The sequence below is a fragment of the Aeromonas enteropelogenes genome, from assembly GCF_020097295.1.
Classification (GTDB): Bacteria; Pseudomonadota; Gammaproteobacteria; order Enterobacterales; family Aeromonadaceae; genus Aeromonas; species Aeromonas enteropelogenes.
Genome location: NZ_CP083625.1, coordinates 3,944,663 through 3,961,472, shown reverse-complemented (window position 1 = coordinate 3,961,472; position 16,810 = coordinate 3,944,663). Strand labels below are relative to the sequence as shown.

Sequence of the window (16,810 nt, the reverse complement as noted above, 5' to 3'; positions counted from 1 at the left end):
TATGCGGTTAGCCAACAAGGGCGCACTTCGGTGCGCCCTTGTCATTGCTGGTGACTGGTGGCGAGTGACAGCCCGTGTGATGACGGGGGTGAAGGGTTAGTTGGCCAAGGTGCGGGCCGCCGCCTTGAGAGCATCGATCTGCGGCTGGTCGAGCTCGCCGACCAGGGTCTGCTGCAGTCGGCCCTGGCCATCGAGCAGGTAGCTGGTGGGCAGCCCAGACGGGCGCGGGAAGGGGAGCGTCGCCGTCTCGTTGGCGATCAGCAGTGGCAATGGGATGTCATAGCGCTTGGCCAGTTGGGCAAGCTCAGCCGGCGTCGCCGGGTCATAGTTGATAGCCACCACGGCGATCTCGCCTTCCCGGGCGAGTGCCGCCAGGCGCGGCATCTCCCGAAGGCAGGGGGCGCACCAGGGGGCGAAGTAGTTGACCAGGAGCGGCTTGCCGGCAAAGTGCGACAGGGAGAGAGGCTGGCCCTGCGCATCGGTGAACTCGGGGGCCGGCGTACAGGCGCTCAGCAGGCCGGCCACAATCGCCCAACAAATTCGTTTCAATTCCTTTCCACTGCCGCTTACCCTGACCATCACTTTCCCCTACAATAGCGCCGTTTCTTGTCCCATCTTGCGATTAATCAGGGAGTTACCATGAGCGAGACCCAAATCTACCACAATCCGCGCTGCTCCAAGAGCCGTGAAACCCTGGCCTTGCTGGAACAGCGCGGGATCGCCCCGGACGTGGTGCTCTATCTGGAGCAAGCCCCGAGCGTGGAGACCATCCGCACCCTGCTGGGTCAGCTTGGCTTCACCGATCCGCGCCAGCTGATGCGCACCAAGGAAGATCTCTACAAGGAGCTGGGGCTGGCCGGGCAGAGCGGTGAGGCATTGATCCAGGCGATGCACCAGCATCCCAAGCTGATCGAGCGCCCCATCGTCATCAAGAATGGCCAGGCCCGTATCGGCCGCCCGCCAGAGCAGGTACTGGAGATCCTCAAGTGACCTCCCGCCTTGCCCGTCTGCTGACCCTGGTCGGCTTCTTCGGCCTGCTGATCTGGGTGCTGCTGTGGCACCTGTGGCTCTCGCCCCACCCGGACCTCAACCCCTGGCTGCTGCCGGTGATCTGGACTGTGCCCCTGCTGTTTCCCCTCAAGGGGATAGTGCAGGGCAACCCCTACACCCACGCCTGGGGCAACTTCGTGCTGATGCCCTACTTCCTCCATGCCCTGACCCTGATCACCACGGATGAAGGGGAGCGGTGGCTGGCGGTGGTGGAGCTGGTGCTCACCACCCTGGCCTTTGTTGGCACCATCTACTACGCCCGCCTGCGTGGCCGCGAGCTGGGTTTAAGCATTCGCAAGAAGAAAGAGGAAGCGAAATAACGCATCCGGCCGTCAAAAACGCCCCGAACGGGGCGTTTTTTTATAGCGTTTGGCGATGGGTTGCAGCCTCGCTGCGGTACTTGGCCAGCTGTTGGCGGCTGAACGCCATCAGCTCGGGGTAGAAGCGCAGAAAGCCCTCTTCACACTGCTGCCAGCGTGTCTCGTCCAGGGTAGTGAGCGCTTCTCCCAGAGGCTGCGGGCGGCGCAGGCGACGACCGATGCCGTTGAGGGCCTGACCCAGCCCCTTCCTGTGGTGATAGGAGGCAATCCAGTTCTGCTGCGCCATCCGCATGAGCGGGGCGGGCAAACCATCCGGCAGGATGCGGTGATCTGCCAGCAGCCGGGCATAGCTCTGCAGCAAGAAACTGGGCAGGGGATGCTCGTGAAATTGCGACCAGTGCTGGCTGAGCCAGTGATCGTAGAGCATGTCCACCAGGATGCCGCCAAAGCGGCGCCAGGGAGCCTCGAAGCAGGCCACCGCCGCCCTGTGTTCGGGGTGGGCGTCGGTGAAGCCATCTATCTTGCGATGCAGCCAGATTCCCTCATCAAAAGGGGCATTCAGCCCGGTCGGCAGCGGCCCCTTGATAAAATCCCCCAGCAGATTGCCGGTGAGGGAGCTGTCGGTGTGGGCCGCCAGATGCAAATGTGCCAGAAAGTTCATGATGCTGGCGCTCAGATCGCCAGAAAGCCCAGGATCAGGATGGGGCCGAGCAGGCTCAGGATAAAGCCGGAGACGATGGCCACCGGCACCACCTGGATGCCGCCGGATTTCTGGATCACCGGCAGGGTGAAATCAAGGGCCGTGGCGCCGCCGTAGCCGATGGCCGCACTGGGGTGGCGGCGCATCAGCACCGGGATGATCAGGATGGCGATAAGCTCGCGGCCGAGATCGTTGATAAAGGCGGCGGAGCCCAGCACGGGGCCCAGCTTGTCAGCCACCAGGATGCCGGAGAGCGAATACCAGCCGAAGCTGGAGCTGATCGCCAGGGCGTGGCTGGCGGGCATCTCCAGCAGCTGGGCGGCCAGCAGGCTGCCGAGCCAACTGCTGACGATGACGGTGGCGGCTATCTTCATGCCCCAGGGGTTGAGCAGGATCTGGCGCAGCCGCATACCGGAGTTGCGCATCTGCACCCCGATGAGAAACAGCAGCAGCATCAGGGCCCATTCGCTCCATTTGTCGATGGGCAGGGCGCGCAGATCCACCAGCAGCCCCAGCAGCACGCCGCCGAGCACCACGAAGCAGAGCTGGAGTGACTCCCACAACAGGTGCAATTTGCTCGGCATCTTGCCGTCGCTGGCCTCGTGGGTCGGAGGAGATCGCCGGTCCAGCCACCAGAGCGCCAGCAGGTTGCACAGGGTAATGGCGGTGAGCATGACGCCGGCCACCTTGAAGATCACTGCCAGGTTGCTGCCGAGGTTCTCCACATAGGCAAGCCCCAGCCCCATCAGGAACAAGATAAGGTAGACCATCTTGCCGAGAGACTGGTTGACCAGCTTGATCAGCCGGGCAGAGGAGAGGGGGACCAGATAGCCGATCACCAGAGGTAACAGGATCAGCAACACATTGAGCAACATCGGGGCCTCGGTCACAAAAATTGATAAAAACGCCACATTATCATTACTTCTTGGCTCTGTGTCACATATCTGTGGGTTTGCGTGGTTCATCCGACACTTTTTTATCGATTTGTTATCTTTATGGTGCAAAACAGGGCACTGAACCAATCCGGTTCCCCACCCGGGTGCATCGCTGTTTTGGCAGGGGAGAGTCCATTTTTCAACAAGATGCGGTCAAGGGATGGCTGAATAAAGTGAATTTTGTCTGCTTATCGGTCATTGACCTGATTTTTCTTGCCACCCTTACGCTGCAAGTATAAAAAGGCGGTGTTGCCAGAACGGTGTGATTAGAGTTTTATGCACACAAAGTGCTGAAAAATACCTTCATGGCCAATAAAAATACAGACAAAACACCAAAGACACCTGTTCTGTATTGTTTTTTAACTATCCCGATGATATTTTCGCTGAAGGTTGCCATCGGTTAACTATTTGTTAAAAAGAGATGGTGTGAGTCACGCCCCAGCGGCGTCTAGGGACAGACAAGGTTGTAATGGATGAGCGACGTTGCCGCACTGGAAGTACGTGATCTGCATAAGTATTTTGGCACCCACGAAGTGCTCAAGGGCATCGACATGACCGCCCACAAGGGGGATGTGATCTCCCTTATCGGCTCCTCCGGCTCGGGGAAGTCGACCTTTCTTCGCTGTATCAATCTGCTGGAAACACCCTCTTCCGGCACGGTTTCCCTCCATGGCGAGCTTATTCGCATGAAAACCAACCGCACCGGTGAACGTCTGCCGGAAGACATGCGGCAGGTGGAGCGCATTCGCAGCCGGCTGGCCATGGTGTTTCAAAGCTTCAACCTCTGGTCGCACATGACCATCATGCAGAACATCATAGAGGTACCCATCCAGGTGCTGAAGGTGCCCCGTGCCGAGGCCATCGCCAAGGCGGAGCACCTGCTCAACCGGGTCGGCCTGTGGGAGCGCCGCGACTATTATCCCGGCCACCTCTCCGGCGGCCAGCAGCAGCGGGCGGCCATCGCCCGTGCCCTGGCGGTGGAGCCCGAAGTCATGCTGTTTGACGAACCCACCTCGGCACTGGATCCCGAGCTGGTGGGAGAAGTACTCGGTCTGATGCGCGAGCTGGCCGAAGAGGGGCGCACCATGCTGGTGGTGACCCACGAGATGTCGTTTGCCCGCGATGTATCGAACAAGGTGATGTTCCTGCATCAGGGCCGCGTGGAGGAGGAGGGCAACCCCAAGGAGATCTTCGCCCATCCCAAATCCGAACGGTTCAAGCAATTCATCTCCTCCATCTATTGATGGACGAGATTTCGAATCAACGATCAACTGTTTTATCAAGGAGAGATACATGAACAAGCTGATGCTGGCGACCGCCGTTGTGACTGCTCTGTCTTCCGGCAGCCTGATGGCCAAGGAGTGGAAAGAGGTACGTATCGGGGTGGAAGGGGCTTACCCTCCCTTCTCCTGGACCGAGCCAAGCGGCGAGGTGAAAGGCTTTGACATCGATATCGCCAACGCCCTGTGCGACGAGATGAAGGTGAAGTGCACCCTGGTCAAGCAGGACTGGGACGGCATCATTCCGGCGCTGCTGTCGCGCAAGTATGACGCCATCATCGCCACCATGGACATCACCGAAGAGCGCAAGAAGAAGGTGGACTTCACCCAGAAGTACCAACACATTCCTGCCCGTTTCGCTGCCAAGAAGGGCACTGACGTCAAGCTGGAGAAAGCCTTCATGGACGGCAAAACCGTGGCCGTGCAGCGTGCCACCTCCATGGACACCTTTATTACCGACAACTTCCCCAACGCCACCATCAAGCGTTACGGCACCGCCGATGAGGCCTATCTCGACCTGAAATCCGGCCGCGTCGATTACGTGCTGGCCGACTCCGCCGCCATCAGCGACGGTCTGCTCAAGAAAGAGGGTGGCGATGCGTTTGAGTTCGTGGGCCCGAAATTGACCGATCCCAAGTGGTTCGGTGAAGGCGCCGGCATCGCGGTGCGCAAGGCCGACAAGGATCTGAAAGAGAAATTCAACGCCGCCATCCTGGCCCTGCGTGCCAACGGCAAGTACAAGGAAATCAACGACAAGTACTTCGACTTCGACGTCTACGGCGAGTAATTCCCATGGCTCCTTGCCGGGAGCAGGAGCCAGGGCGTGACACGCACAATAGCGACAGGTTGACCCTCGTCTGTAGTCATCGGGCCCGTTGTCTCTCGCAAGGGAGTGATGGGCCCGCTTAGTTGCGATGGAACTGCATATGTTTGATTTGAAAGGATACGAAACCTCCCTGCTGGAGGGGGCCTGGGTCACCCTGGAAGTGGCGCTGGCCTCCCTGCTGCTGGCGCTTCTGCTCGGCATGCTGGGGGCGTTGGCCAAGCTCTCCCCCTACAAGTGGGCCCGCGGCTTTGCCACCGCCTACACCACCATCATTCGCGGCATTCCCGATCTGGTGCTGATGATGTTGCTGTTCTTCGGCGGCCAGGTGCTCATCAACAACCTCTGTACCTGGGTCAACGAGACCTACAACAACTATCTGCTGGCGAGCAATCCCAATCAGGAGTGGGTCTCCCTGCTGCCCGATTACATCGATATCAGCCCGTTTGCGGCCGGGGTGGCCACCATCGGCTTTATCTTCGGCGCCTACATGACCGAGACCTTCCGCGGAGCCATTCTGGCGGTGGACAAGGGGGAGCTGGAGGCGGCCCGTGCCTTTGGCATGCGAGCGACCCAGGTGTTTCGTCGCATCCTGTTTCCCCAGATGATGCGCCACGCCTTGCCGGGCTTTGGCAACAACTGGCTGGTGCTGCTGAAAACCACGGCGCTGGTTTCCATCATCGGGCTCGATGACATGGTGCGCAAAGCCTCTCTGGCGGCGGGCTCGACCCAGCTGCCCTTCACCTTCTACATGGCGGTGGCGCTTATCTTCCTGATCTTCACCGCAGTCTCCACCTCGGCACTGAAGTGGGCCGAGCGCCACTACGCGATCAAGACGAGGTAAGCCATGGATTTTTCAATCATCCTCACTGAATGGCCCACCTACTGGCAGGGCCTCTACACCACGGTACTGTTGGTGGCAGCCTCCCTGGTGCTCGGCCTGCTGCTGGCAGTGCCCATGGGCATACTGCGCAACAGCCGCAACTGGCTGATCAAGGGGCCGATCTGGGCCTACATCTACTTCTTTCGCGGCACCCCGCTCTTGGTGCAGCTGTTCATCATCTACTACGGCGCCGCCCAGTGGGAGTGGCTGAAAAACAGCGCCGCCTGGTCGCTGTTTGCCGAGGCCTGGTTCTGCGCCCTGCTGGCGTTCACCTTGAACACGGGGGCCTACACCGCCGAAATCGTGCGTGGCGCCGTGCAGAACATGCCCAAGGGGCAGATTGAGGCGGCCAATGCCTTCGGCATGACCCGCTGGCAGACCCTCACCCGGATCATCTTGCCCAACTCGTTTCGCCGTGCGCTGCCCGCCTACAGCAACGAGGTGATCTTCATGCTGCAGGGCTCGGCGGTGGCGGGCATCATTACCATCGTCGATCTGACCGGTGCGGCGCGGATCATCAACTCCCGCTACTACAGTCCGTTTGAGGCGTTCCTGACTGCCGGTCTGCTCTACATGGTGCTGACCTTCGTCATCGTCTGGCTGTTCAAGAAGTGGGAGGCGCGCTGGCACGCCCACTTGCGCCCGCGCAGCGTCTGACAAACGGCTTGCCATACTGAGTGACGACGGCCCCCGCCCGGCAACAGGCGGGGGCCATTTTGTATCCCGGCACATCGGGTTTGCCAAATGGCGGGGGAGCGGGGAGAATGCCTCGCCTGAGCGCGGCACCCTGACGGGCCGCGAAGGTTTTTTTGTTTATCGAGGTTTTATGTACCGGATCCTGTTTCAGCACCCCGCCTTCCTGGTTATCGACAAGCAGCCCGGCATTGGCATGCACGATGAGGGAGGGGAGCCCGGTCTGCTTACTCCGGGTCTGGTCAATCGGGTCAAGGCGGACACGGGCCTCACCCTCTATCCGGTGCACCGCCTCGACAAGATGACCTCCGGGCTGGTGCTGCTGGCGCGCACCACGGAGGCCAACCGCGCCCTCAGCATGGCCTTCGCGGCGCGGGAGGTGAGCAAGCAGTATCTGGCCCTCTCCGATCGCAAGCCGAAGAAGAAGCAGGGCTGGGTGAAGGGGGACATGCAGAAGGGGCGGGGCGGCAGCTGGATGCTGACCCGCACTCTCGACAACCCCGCTATCAGCTGGTTCGATTCGGTGTCGGTGCGCGAGGGGTTGCGCCTCTATCGCATCAAGCCCCAGACTGGCAAAACCCACCAGATCCGGGTGGCCATGAAGAGCATTGGTGCCCCCATCCTCGGGGATGAGCGCTACGGCGGCACGCTGGCCGATCGCGGCTACCTGCACGCCTGGCGCCTGCGCTTTACCCTGGCAGGCGAGCCGTTCGACTTTGTCTGTCCGCCAAACCTGGGGGACGAGTTCGTGACCCCCGAACTGGCGGCGGCCATCGACACCCTGGCGCCCTGAATCCGGGAGAGCAAGATGCAGTTGGATGATGATCCAGAGAAGGGGAAAGCGGGGAGTGCAGCGAAGACGATCGGCTGGATCCTAGCTGATTTTGATGACACCCTGGCCCCCGGTGACAGCCATGCCGGGCTGCTGCGTTACATCCTGCGTCGTCGCCGCTGGCCGCTGTTGTTGCTGCCGGTCATCGCCCTTGGCGGGCTGGTCTATCTATTGCCAAGCCAGCGTCGTCAGGGGATTTCGCTTATCTGGTGGGCCATTACTCTGGGGCTTTCCCCCCTTGGCTGGCGCAAGCTGGTGCGGGCCTATTGCCGCACCCGCCCGGGACTCTTTCGGGAGGCGCACGCCCTGCTCGATGAGGCGGGGGCGCGCTGCTGGGTGATCTCCGCCAGTCCTCGCGCCCTGGTGCGTGGCCAGCTCTACCAACAGCGCTCGGGCAAGCTGCCCTGCCGCATCCTGGGCTCGCTCATGCACTACCGTTTCGGCGGCCTGATGCCGCGCTTTTATTGCCACGGGGTGCACAAGCTGTTGCCCGAGGTGCGCACCCTTGAGCCTGCCCTTACCTTAAGCGACAGCCTGCACGATCTGCCGCTGCTGGCGTTGGGGCAAGAAGCCTGGCTTGTCAATCCCACCCCGGCACGGCTCGCGCGGGGGAGGGCGAAACTGCCCCGGCTAATCCCCAAATCCTGGCGACTGTAAGACAAAGCTGACAGGGGGGAGGTACTCCGGCGCTTTGATCGCAGGCCTTCGCCCTGAATGTCACAATTCATTTACATTCATCGCCTCCTTGGACGAAAAACTATCTGAGGGCTTCCTCTTCTCTTCCTGCCGCCCACTGCCTCTAATGAAACAAGTTGTTAACACTTGTCGCGGGCAGTGTATCACCGCCCGCGCTGTTTTCCTGATGGAGCAAGGAGCGCCCGATGAATGCCACCCCTTCTACCACCCATACCATCAATCCGCTTGGCACCGACGGCTTTGAGTTCGTTGAATACACGGCCCCGGATGCCAAGGGCATTGCCGCCCTCAAGGCGCTGTTCGTCTCCCTGGGGTTTGCCGAGGTCGCCCAGCACAGGCACAAGCAGTGCTGGCTCTATCGCCAGGGGGATATCAACTTCGTGGTCAATGCCGAGCCCCACTCCCAGGCCGAGCAGTTTGCCAGCCTGCACGGGCCGAGTGTCTGCGGCATGGCGTTTCGGGTCTCTGATGCGGGCAAGGCCCAGCAGTACGCCATCGCCAAGGGGGCCAAGCCGTTTGTCGGAAAGATAGGGCCCATGGAGCTCAATATTCCCGCCATCTACGGCATCGGCGAGAGCACACTGTCGTTTGTCGACCGTTACGGCGAGCGGGGTTCCATCTATGAGGTGGATTTTGTCTTCTATCCCGACTGGCAGGCCCGCATGGCCGAAGTGGATGCCGGGCTCCTTGATATCGATCACCTGACCCACAACGTCCATCGCGGCAACATGGATGTGTGGTCGAACTTTTACGAGCGGATCGGCAACTTTCGCGAAATTCGCTATTTCGACATCGAGGGCAAGCTGACGGGGCTCCATTCCCGCGCCATGACCGCCCCCTGCGGCAAAATTCGCATCCCCATCAATGAGTCGGCGGACGACAAGTCCCAGATCGAGGAGTACCTGCGCCAGTACAAGGGGGAGGGGATCCAGCATATCGCCCTGGCGTCTGCCGACATCTATCAAACCATTCGCACCCTGCGCGGGCGCGGCACCGGTTTTATGCCTACCCCCGACACCTACTACGAGAAGGTGAACAGCCGGGTCGAGGGGCACCAGGAGGATCTGGCGGCGCTGAAAGAGTTGCGCATCCTCATCGACGGTTCCCCCACCAAGGACGGCATACTGCTGCAGATCTTCACCGACACCGTCATCGGTCCCGTCTTCTTCGAGATCATTCAGCGCAAGGGCAACGAGGGGTTTGGCGAGGGCAATTTCCAGGCACTGTTCGAATCCATCGAACTGGATCAGATCCGCCGTGGCGTGCTCAGTGGCAGCGAACAGGGTGAGAGAAAAGGGGAGGAGAGTGATGCGTAACTGGATAAGTTTCCCCCATCGGGAGGGGACCCACTCCCGCCAGGCTCATGCCGACTTGCCCGAGCAGGCCATCTACGAGCGTGAACTGGGTCGTTCCGGATTTTTCGGCCCGGCTACCCACATGCACCACAAGCATGCCCCCACCGACTGGATCAACTGGGAGGGGCCGCTGCGCCCGCGGGCCTTCGATCTCAACGGCCTGCAAGAGGAGGTCAGCTCCCTCTCCCCCTGGGTGATGCCGGATATTCTCAGCAACCCCCACTGCCGCTACCGGATCTGGCGCCTGCATGAGCCCATGCCGTTTCTGGTGCGCAACGCCGACGGTGACGAGCTGTTGTTTATCCACGAGGGGGGCGGCGAGTTCTATTGTGACTACGGTCACCTGACCCTGCGGGATGGCGACTATGTGGTGATCCCCCGTGGCACCATGTGGCGCATCGAGCCCACCGAGCCCCTCTTCATCCTGATGATCGAGGCCACCAACGACAGCTACCAGTTGCCGGACAAGGGGCTGGTGGGCAATCACGCCATCTTCGATCCGGCGGCGCTCGATGTGCCCGCCATCAACGAACGTTTCCTGGCCCAGCAGGATGAAAACCCCTGGTCGCTGCAGGTCAAGCGCCACGATCAGGTTTCCGTCATCACCTGGCCGTTCAATCCGCTCGATGCCCAGGGGTGGCACGGGGACTTGTGCGTGGTGCGCCTCAACTGGCGCGACATCCGCCCACTGATGAGCCACCGCTACCACCTGCCACCGTCGGCTCACTCCACCTTCGTGGCGAGCCGCTTCGTCATCTGCACCTTCGTGCCGCGCCCCATCGAGAGCGATCCCGGCGCCCTCAAGGTGCCCTTCTATCACAGCAACGACGATTACGACGAGGTGCTCTTCTATCACGCCGGGGACTTCTTCAGCAGAGACAACATAGAGCGGGGCATGGTCACCTTCCATCCCGCCGGTTTCACCCATGGCCCCCATCCCAAGGCGTTTGCGGCGGGGCAGGCCTATGCCAAGAAGTTCACCGACGAGGTGGCGGTCATGCTCGATACCCGCGATGCGCTCAACGTCGGCAGCCTGTGCGAGGGGATAGAAAACCCGGCGTATGTCACCAGCTGGCAGCGCCCCGGACTCACCAGTGGCAGCGGCAAATAAGGAATCATCATGAAACTGGCAACATTGAACAATGGCAAGCGCGACGGCGCGCTGGTGGTGGTGAGTCGGGACTTGCGCCACGGGGTGCGGGTCGCAGACATAGTGCCCACCCTGCAGGCGGCGCTGGACGAGTGGGCCGTCATCGAACCCCGGCTGGCCGCCGTCTATCGGGCGCTCAACGACGAAGACTGCCCCGAGGCGTTTCCTTTCGACGAGACGGCCTGTCTCTCTCCCTTGCCCCGCGCTTACCAGTGGGCCGATGGCAGTGCCTACGTCAATCATGTGGAGCTGGTGCGCAAGGCCCGCGGCGCCGAGATGCCTTCGAGCTTCTGGCACGATCCTCTGATGTATCAGGGGGGCTCCGACAGCTTTCTCGCCCCCCGTGGCCCCATCGTCATGGAGTCCGAGGCGTGGGGCATCGATTTTGAGTCCGAGATCGCCATCATCACCGACGACGTGCCCATGGGGGTGAGCCGTGAGGCCGCAGCCAGCCACGTCAAGCTCTTGATGCTGGTCAACGACGTGAGCCTGCGCAACCTGATCCCGGCAGAGCTCGCCAAGGGCTTTGGCTTCTTCCAGTCCAAGCCCTCCAGCACCTTTTCGCCGGTGGCCATCACCCCGGACGAGCTGGGGGAGGATTGGCGTGAGGGCAAGGTTCACCTGCCCCTTGAAACCTACCTCAATGGCGCCCTGTTCGGCGCGCCCGATGCGGGGGTGGACATGACCTTCAACTTCTATGAGTTGATCGCCCACGCCGCCAAGACCCGACCGCTCGGGGCGGGCTGCATCATAGGGTCGGGCACCGTCTCCAACTATGATCGCAGCGCCGGATCATCTTGTCTGGCCGAACAGCGCATGCTGGAAATTCTTGATTGTGATCAAGCTACAACCCCCTACCTGAAGTTTGGTGATAGAGTGGCCATCACCATGCAGGATCGCCATGGCAAGAGTCTGTTTGGCACCATCTCCCAGCAAGTGGTGCAGGGTGGTGGCCAGACGGGGTGATGATTCCCGAGCGTACGGGGGCCGACCCTGGGTGAGCTCACCCTAGGTCGGCAGATAAAAAAAGGACGAAGTATGTTGCAGTTGTTTGGCTATTGGCGCTCATCGGCAAGTTTCAGGGTACGGATCGTGTTGCAGCTCAAGGGGCTCGATTACGAGCAGCATCCGATCAATTTGCGGCAGGATGAGCAGCGGGAGAAAGCCTATCGTCGGGTCAATCCGCAAGGCTTGGTGCCCTTTCTGGTGGATGGGGATGTACGGGTCGGCCAGTCGGTCGCCATCATGGAGTACCTTGATGAAACCTATCCTGCCCACCCCCTGATGCCCTCGGCCGCAGAGGACAAGGCCCAGGTACGCCAGATCGTCAACATGATCGCCTGTGACATCCACCCCCTCAACAATCTGCGAGTCCTCAATTATCTGGGCCAGGAGTTCAGGGTCAGCAAGGCGCAGGAGGCGGCCTGGTATCGCCACTGGGTCACCGAGACTTTCACCGCCCTCGAACAGCTGCTGATGAGCACGGCCGGTGTCTATTGCGTCGGGGACGAGGTGACCCTGGCTGATTGCATGCTGGTGCCCCAGGTCTACAACGCCCGCCGCTACGAGATGTCGCTGGAGGAGTACCCCACCATCAGCCGCATCGTCGCCAACTGCGAGCAGCTGCAGGCCTTTATCAAGGCCGCCCCCGCCAATCAACCAGACGCACAGTGACAAGCTGACACATCAAAAAGGGCGGGATGGTGTCTACACCATCTCGTTCTCTACCTATCTACCTCCTTCTTTTACTCGACCCTATACCCGCTTGCCCATTGAGGTGAGGTTGCTGGAAAGTTGATGGGTGTTAATCCTGTATTTGTCGCAATTATCAACATTTTTAATTGGCTTTGTCTTGGTGATTGGTGTTTTGCGTCACCAATCACATTTGCATCAGTCAATTAGGCCTAGTATCGCGACGCTGGGAGAAGATGCGAACAGGTCATGCATCGGTGGATTTGGGATTTCTGCCTACCACGCCAAGAGATGTCCGCCCTTCTCCTGTTCATGTCTTTATCGTTTGATGGCCCGTTATGCACGGCCTGTGTCACCATCGCGATCAGTTGCAGCAGGGGGCAGGAGGGGCGGGCGAGCCACCGCCAATTTGCAACAAGGAGATCTCATGCATTCCTTCAAGAAGTGCGTCGTCGCACTCTCCATCAACCTTGCGCTCTTCTCTTCGACATTCGCCTGTACGACCCTGTTGGTCGGCAGTGAGGCCACCGCCGATGGCTCCATGATGGTGGCTCGCAGTGCCGACAGCGATGCTCTGAAAGCCCAGCACTTCGTGATCCATCCGGCAAAGCAGGGGCAAAGCGGTATGCACAGCTCCAGGGCCCACAACGGTGCCAATGATTTCAGCTATCCCTTGCCGAAAAACTCTCTGCGTTACACCACGGTGCCGAACTGGAAGACCCAGCTGCACGGTGCCACCGGTTTCAACGAGAAAGGGGTGGGGGTGAGCGGTACCGAGTCCATTTTTGCCTCGCCAGAGGCGCTAGCCTTCGATCCCTATGTCGAGGACAAGGGGATCACCGAGGATGATATTCCCGATGTGCTGCTCTCCCGCGCCATATCGGCTCGTGAGGCGGTTGCCCTGCTTGGTAATATCATCGAAACCATAGGCGCAGGAGAAGGGTTTGGCGTCGCCGTGGTGGATGATGACGAGCTCTGGTATCTGGAGACTGCCACCGGCCATCACTGGATGGCACAGCGTCTGCCCAAGGATAAATATTTTGCTTCAGGCAACCAGGGACGCCTGCAACAGTACGATCCCGCCAGTGCCGACATGATGGGCTCGAAAAACCTGATTGAGTTTGCCACCGAGAAGGGGCTCTATGATCCGCAAAAGGATGGGGTCTTCAACTTCTCCAAGGTTTATACCCGTGATGACGAGCGGGATCGCACCTATAACGATCCGCGGGTCTGGACCATCCAGAAGATGTTCAATCCATCGCTCAAGCAGGCGGTGGATGCCGGCCGCCAATTCCCGGTCTATCTGACTCCGGAGAAGAAAATGACGCTGGAAGAGGTCAAGGCGGTGCTGCGCAATCACTATGACGGTACCGAGCACGATCCCTACAGCAAGGGGTTGAATGGGCAGGAGCCATGGCGCCCCATCAGCGTGTTTCGCACCTATGAGTCCCATGTGATGCAAGTGCGACCCTGGATGCCGCGAGAGGTGGGCGAGGTGACTTATGTGGGCCTCGGCATGGCCGATTTGACGGCTTACGTTCCCTATTACAGTGGTCTGGAAGCCTATCCGGCCCACTATACCATGGGTAGCGACAAGGCAGACAGCGACTCCATCTACTGGAAATATCGCAAGTTGCAGACGCTGGTGATGACCGATTATCCCAAGCTGGCACCGATAGTGAAACAGGCTTACCAGAGCTGGGAGGCGAAGATCGCCAAAGAGCAAAAAGAGATGGAAGCCAGCTATCTGAAAATGGCCAAAACCGACAAGGCTGCCGCCAACAAGATGCTCAACGACTTCAATCTGCGGGTGATGAAAGAGGCCGAGACCCTGACGGAAGATCTGACCAACCAGATATTTACGGTGCGCACTCAGGATATTCAGGCTGACATCTTCTTTGCCAACCAGGCGAAAAAGGATTAATCGCGGCGCACTCATAGTGAAAAAGAGAGTGTCTGGCGGTCAGCTTGATGGGCCGTCACCGCTGTTTGAGGCCCGATATAAAGAGCCCTTCACCATGGTGAAGGGCTCTTGCTATTTGGCGTTATCCGGTCGCTTGTTTGGTCGTATTGCTCAGTGGGTTAGTAACCCTGCTGGTGGACGTCCATCACGGCGCGACCTGACGGGTCTGCCATCTCCTTGAACTTGGCATCCCACTCAAGGGCCGTTGGCGTGGAGCAGGCGACCGACTTGCCGTAGGGCACGGTGCGAGCGGCAGATTCGAGCGGGAAGTGCTCGTCGAAGATGGCGCGGTAGTAGTACGCCTCCTTGGTGAGCGGGGTGTTGATGGGGAAGCGGAATGCCGCTGCCTCGAACATCTGATCCGTCACCTCCTGTTCGACCATGGCCTTGAGGCTGTCGATCCATGAATAGCCTACGCCGTCGGAGAACTGCTCCTTCTGACGCCATGCTACCTCGTGGGGCAGCAGATCCTCGAAGGCTTCGCGCAGGATGTGCTTCTCGATCTTGCCCTTGCCGCACATCTTGTCCGCGGGGTTGAGGCGCATCGCCACGTCCATGAACTCCTTGTCGAGGAAGGGCACGCGGCCCTCCACGCCCCAGGCGGCCATGGACTTGTTGGCGCGCAGGCAGTCATACAGATGCAGAGCGGAGAGTTTACGCACCGTCTCCTCGTGAAACTCCCGGGCGTTCGGTGCCTTGTGGAAGTAGAGGTAGCCGCCGAACAGCTCGTCGGAGCCTTCGCCCGAGAGCACCATCTTGATGCCCATCGCCTTGATGTAACGGGCCATCAGATACATGGGGGTGGAGGCGCGGATGGTGGTGACGTCATAGGTTTCGAGGTGATAGATGACATCCGTCAGGGCATCCAGGCCCTCTTGCACGGTGAAGTGGATCTGGTGGTGGATGGTGCCCAGGTGATCGGCCACCTTGCGGGCGGCGGCAAGATCTGGCGAGCCTTCCAGGCCGACGGCGAAGGAGTGCAGCTGGGGCCACCAGGCCTCGCTCTTGTCATCGTCTTCCACCCGGCGGGCGGCGTAGAGCTTGGTGATGGCGGAGATGACGGACGAATCCAGCCCGCCGGAGAGCAGCACGCCGTAGGGCACGTCGCACATCAGCTGGCGCTTGACCGCCGCTTCCAGCGCGGCCTTGAGCTCCGCCTTGTCGCTGACGTTGTGCTCGACCGCGCCGTATTCCATCCAGTCGCGCTTGTACCAGGTTTTAAGCTCGCCATCCTTGCTCCACAGGTAGTGTCCCGGCGGGAAGGTTTCGACGCTCTTGCACACCGGCACCAGCGCCTTCATCTCGGAGGCGACATAGAAGTTGCCGTGCTCGTCGCGGCCGGTGTAGAGGGGGATGATCCCCATGTGGTCGCGACCAATCAGGTAGGCATCCTGCTCCGCGTCGTAGAGGATAAAGGCGAAGATGCCGTTGAGATCGTCCAGGAAGGTCGGGCCCTTCTCCTTGTAGAGGGCGAGCAGCACCTCACAGTCGGAGTGGGTCTGGAACTGGAAGTCGACCTTGAGGTTTTTCTCCAGCTCCTTGTGGTTGTAGATCTCGCCGTTGACCGCCAGCACATGGGTGCGTTCGGGGTTGTAGAGCGGCTGGGCGCCGTTGCCCGGGTCGACGATGGCCAGGCGCTCATGCACCAGAATGGCCTTGTCGGAGCTGTAGACGCCGGACCAGTCAGGCCCGCGGTGACGAAGTCGCTTGGACATCTCCAGCGCCGATTTGCGCAGGGCTGCTGCATCGGATTTGATGTCCAGAATGCCGAAAATAGAACACATTGGCGGTAATCCTCTTGATTTTTATATGAGCCCCCCACGTTTGGGCTCGAAATTCCATTTACATTCCTCGCCAATCACAATGCCTAGCGGAAAACCCTTTTGCAAGCGGGAAAACCGCAGAAAATCATGCCGTAAGCGTCAAGCCAGTGGGGGAGAGTGGCGACCCGTCCGGTCGCCGGGAAAAGGAGATGAGGTTGACGTGAACGTCAGGCGGCGGGTTCGAAGATCACATAGACCTTGCGACAGGGGGTGAGGGTCTCCCACTGCCCGACAAAGCCGGCGGGGATGACGAACTGATCGCCGGGCTTGAGGGCAAGCTGGCCCCCCTCACTGTCGTGGATCACCACCTCGCCCTCCAGCAGCTGGCAATACTCGTGTTCTGTGTAGTGCACGGCCCAGCGCCCGGGCTCACAGGCCCAGAATCCCACGTGAAACTGCTGGCTGGCGTCGGAGTAGTGGTTCCACACAATCTGGCGCGGATTGCCGGCGCTAATGCGCTCGGGGGCAGGCATCAGCGGGGTGGGGGCGGGGTCGTTGCGATCGAGCAGTACCCAGTCGTTGAGGGTCTTCATGGGACATCCTTGTCTGTGGCGGAATTGAAAACGGGGCCATCCAGGCCCCGCGGTTGTTTGTTTTATTAAACGGAGTTGCGCT

18 protein-coding genes are annotated in these 16,810 nt (G+C 60.3%); 13 read left to right on the top strand and 5 right to left on the bottom strand.

Annotated features, from left to right (window positions below; translation table 11 throughout):
* Positions 1-96 precede the first annotated feature (96 nt).
* Entirely contained in the window at positions 97-579 is a 483-nt protein-coding gene (locus LA321_RS18235) for a TlpA disulfide reductase family protein (RefSeq protein WP_042069716.1), read from the bottom strand.
* Between the two features lie 60 nt (positions 580-639).
* Here LA321_RS18235 and arsC point away from each other — a divergent pair, with 60 nt between their 5' ends.
* Entirely contained in the window at positions 640-990 is a 351-nt protein-coding gene (arsC, locus tag LA321_RS18230) for an arsenate reductase (glutaredoxin) (RefSeq protein WP_042024913.1), read from the top strand.
* Positions 987-1,370, top strand: coding sequence for a DUF2069 domain-containing protein (locus LA321_RS18225; protein ID WP_042069715.1), 384 nt, complete (start codon positions 987-989; stop codon positions 1,368-1,370). Before arsC ends, LA321_RS18225 begins: the two co-directional genes overlap by 4 nt.
* A 40-nt stretch (positions 1,371-1,410) precedes the next feature.
* Here LA321_RS18225 and LA321_RS18220 read toward each other — a convergent pair whose 3' ends face one another.
* A complete protein-coding gene (locus LA321_RS18220; RefSeq protein WP_042069714.1) occupies positions 1,411-2,031 on the bottom strand; it encodes an acyl carrier protein phosphodiesterase in 621 nt (206 codons plus the stop codon).
* An 11-nt stretch (positions 2,032-2,042) separates the two neighbouring features.
* A complete protein-coding gene (locus LA321_RS18215) occupies positions 2,043-2,945 on the bottom strand; it encodes a lysine exporter LysO family protein (RefSeq protein ID WP_042070040.1) in 903 nt (300 codons plus the stop codon).
* 533 nt (positions 2,946-3,478) lie between these two features.
* Between LA321_RS18215 and LA321_RS18210 the strand changes: the two genes are divergently transcribed.
* The 11 genes from LA321_RS18210 (at position 3,479) to LA321_RS18160 (ending at position 14,333) form a co-directional block, all read left to right on the top strand.
* A complete protein-coding gene (locus LA321_RS18210) occupies positions 3,479-4,249 on the top strand; it encodes an ABC transporter ATP-binding protein (RefSeq protein ID WP_005299631.1) in 771 nt (256 codons plus the stop codon).
* A 49-nt stretch (positions 4,250-4,298) separates the two neighbouring features.
* A complete protein-coding gene (locus LA321_RS18205) occupies positions 4,299-5,072 on the top strand; it encodes an ABC transporter substrate-binding protein (RefSeq protein ID WP_042069713.1) in 774 nt (257 codons plus the stop codon).
* Positions 5,073-5,211: 139 nt separating this feature from the next.
* On the top strand, positions 5,212-5,952 hold the full coding sequence (locus LA321_RS18200; RefSeq protein WP_042024909.1) for an ABC transporter permease: 741 nt from the start codon (positions 5,212-5,214) through the stop codon (positions 5,950-5,952).
* 3 nt (positions 5,953-5,955) lie between these two features.
* On the top strand, positions 5,956-6,648 hold the full coding sequence (locus LA321_RS18195) for an ABC transporter permease (protein ID WP_026457515.1): 693 nt from the start codon (positions 5,956-5,958) through the stop codon (positions 6,646-6,648).
* Positions 6,649-6,817: 169 nt separating this feature from the next.
* Positions 6,818-7,477 carry a TIGR01621 family pseudouridine synthase gene (locus LA321_RS18190; RefSeq protein ID WP_042069712.1) on the top strand — a complete coding sequence of 220 codons (660 nt, stop codon included), beginning with the start codon at positions 6,818-6,820 and terminating at the stop codon, positions 7,475-7,477.
* A gap of 15 nt (positions 7,478-7,492) precedes the next feature.
* Complete coding sequence (locus tag LA321_RS18185) at positions 7,493-8,173, top strand: HAD family hydrolase (RefSeq protein ID WP_042069711.1); 681 nt, start codon at positions 7,493-7,495, stop codon at positions 8,171-8,173.
* Between the two features lie 224 nt (positions 8,174-8,397).
* Positions 8,398-9,528 carry a 4-hydroxyphenylpyruvate dioxygenase gene (hppD, locus tag LA321_RS18180; protein WP_042069710.1) on the top strand — a complete coding sequence of 377 codons (1,131 nt, stop codon included), beginning with the start codon at positions 8,398-8,400 and terminating at the stop codon, positions 9,526-9,528.
* Positions 9,521-10,678: a homogentisate 1,2-dioxygenase gene (locus LA321_RS18175; protein ID WP_042069709.1), complete on the top strand. Its 1,158-nt coding sequence runs from the start codon at positions 9,521-9,523 to the stop codon at positions 10,676-10,678. The genes hppD and LA321_RS18175 overlap by 8 nt, the downstream gene beginning before the upstream one ends.
* A gap of 9 nt (positions 10,679-10,687) precedes the next feature.
* Complete coding sequence (locus tag LA321_RS18170) at positions 10,688-11,683, top strand: fumarylacetoacetate hydrolase family protein (RefSeq protein ID WP_042069708.1); 996 nt, start codon at positions 10,688-10,690, stop codon at positions 11,681-11,683.
* A 72-nt stretch (positions 11,684-11,755) separates the two neighbouring features.
* Positions 11,756-12,391, top strand: coding sequence for a maleylacetoacetate isomerase (gene maiA, locus LA321_RS18165; protein WP_042069707.1), 636 nt, complete (start codon positions 11,756-11,758; stop codon positions 12,389-12,391).
* A gap of 445 nt (positions 12,392-12,836) precedes the next feature.
* On the top strand, positions 12,837-14,333 hold the full coding sequence (locus LA321_RS18160; RefSeq protein ID WP_042069706.1) for a C69 family dipeptidase: 1,497 nt from the start codon (positions 12,837-12,839) through the stop codon (positions 14,331-14,333).
* A 158-nt stretch (positions 14,334-14,491) separates the two neighbouring features.
* Here the strand turns inward: LA321_RS18160 and asnB are convergent, their stop codons facing one another.
* On the bottom strand, positions 14,492-16,156 hold the full coding sequence (gene asnB, locus LA321_RS18155; protein ID WP_042069705.1) for an asparagine synthase B: 1,665 nt from the start codon (positions 16,154-16,156) through the stop codon (positions 14,492-14,494).
* A gap of 206 nt (positions 16,157-16,362) precedes the next feature.
* On the bottom strand, positions 16,363-16,728 hold the full coding sequence (locus LA321_RS18150; protein WP_042069704.1) for a cupin domain-containing protein: 366 nt from the start codon (positions 16,726-16,728) through the stop codon (positions 16,363-16,365).
* Positions 16,729-16,810: the final 82 nt, after the last annotated feature.

Coding starts and splice junctions, on each gene's coding strand:
- LA321_RS18235 (WP_042069716.1), bottom strand. CDS start 579: ATGGTCAGGGTAAGCGGCAGTGGAAAGGAATTGAAACGAATTTGTTGG.
- arsC (WP_042024913.1), top strand. CDS start 640: ATGAGCGAGACCCAAATCTACCACAATCCGCGCTGCTCCAAGAGCCGT.
- LA321_RS18220 (WP_042069714.1), bottom strand. CDS start 2,031: ATGAACTTTCTGGCACATTTGCATCTGGCGGCCCACACCGACAGCTCC.
- LA321_RS18215 (WP_042070040.1), bottom strand. CDS start 2,945: ATGTTGCTCAATGTGTTGCTGATCCTGTTACCTCTGGTGATCGGCTAT.
- LA321_RS18210 (WP_005299631.1), top strand. CDS start 3,479: ATGAGCGACGTTGCCGCACTGGAAGTACGTGATCTGCATAAGTATTTT.
- LA321_RS18205 (WP_042069713.1), top strand. CDS start 4,299: ATGAACAAGCTGATGCTGGCGACCGCCGTTGTGACTGCTCTGTCTTCC.
- LA321_RS18200 (WP_042024909.1), top strand. CDS start 5,212: ATGTTTGATTTGAAAGGATACGAAACCTCCCTGCTGGAGGGGGCCTGG.
- LA321_RS18195 (WP_026457515.1), top strand. CDS start 5,956: ATGGATTTTTCAATCATCCTCACTGAATGGCCCACCTACTGGCAGGGC.
- LA321_RS18190 (WP_042069712.1), top strand. CDS start 6,818: ATGTACCGGATCCTGTTTCAGCACCCCGCCTTCCTGGTTATCGACAAG.
- LA321_RS18185 (WP_042069711.1), top strand. CDS start 7,493: ATGCAGTTGGATGATGATCCAGAGAAGGGGAAAGCGGGGAGTGCAGCG.
- hppD (WP_042069710.1), top strand. CDS start 8,398: ATGAATGCCACCCCTTCTACCACCCATACCATCAATCCGCTTGGCACC.
- LA321_RS18175 (WP_042069709.1), top strand. CDS start 9,521: ATGCGTAACTGGATAAGTTTCCCCCATCGGGAGGGGACCCACTCCCGC.
- LA321_RS18170 (WP_042069708.1), top strand. CDS start 10,688: ATGAAACTGGCAACATTGAACAATGGCAAGCGCGACGGCGCGCTGGTG.
- maiA (WP_042069707.1), top strand. CDS start 11,756: ATGTTGCAGTTGTTTGGCTATTGGCGCTCATCGGCAAGTTTCAGGGTA.
- LA321_RS18160 (WP_042069706.1), top strand. CDS start 12,837: ATGCATTCCTTCAAGAAGTGCGTCGTCGCACTCTCCATCAACCTTGCG.
- asnB (WP_042069705.1), bottom strand. CDS start 16,156: ATGTGTTCTATTTTCGGCATTCTGGACATCAAATCCGATGCAGCAGCC.
- LA321_RS18150 (WP_042069704.1), bottom strand. CDS start 16,728: ATGAAGACCCTCAACGACTGGGTACTGCTCGATCGCAACGACCCCGCC.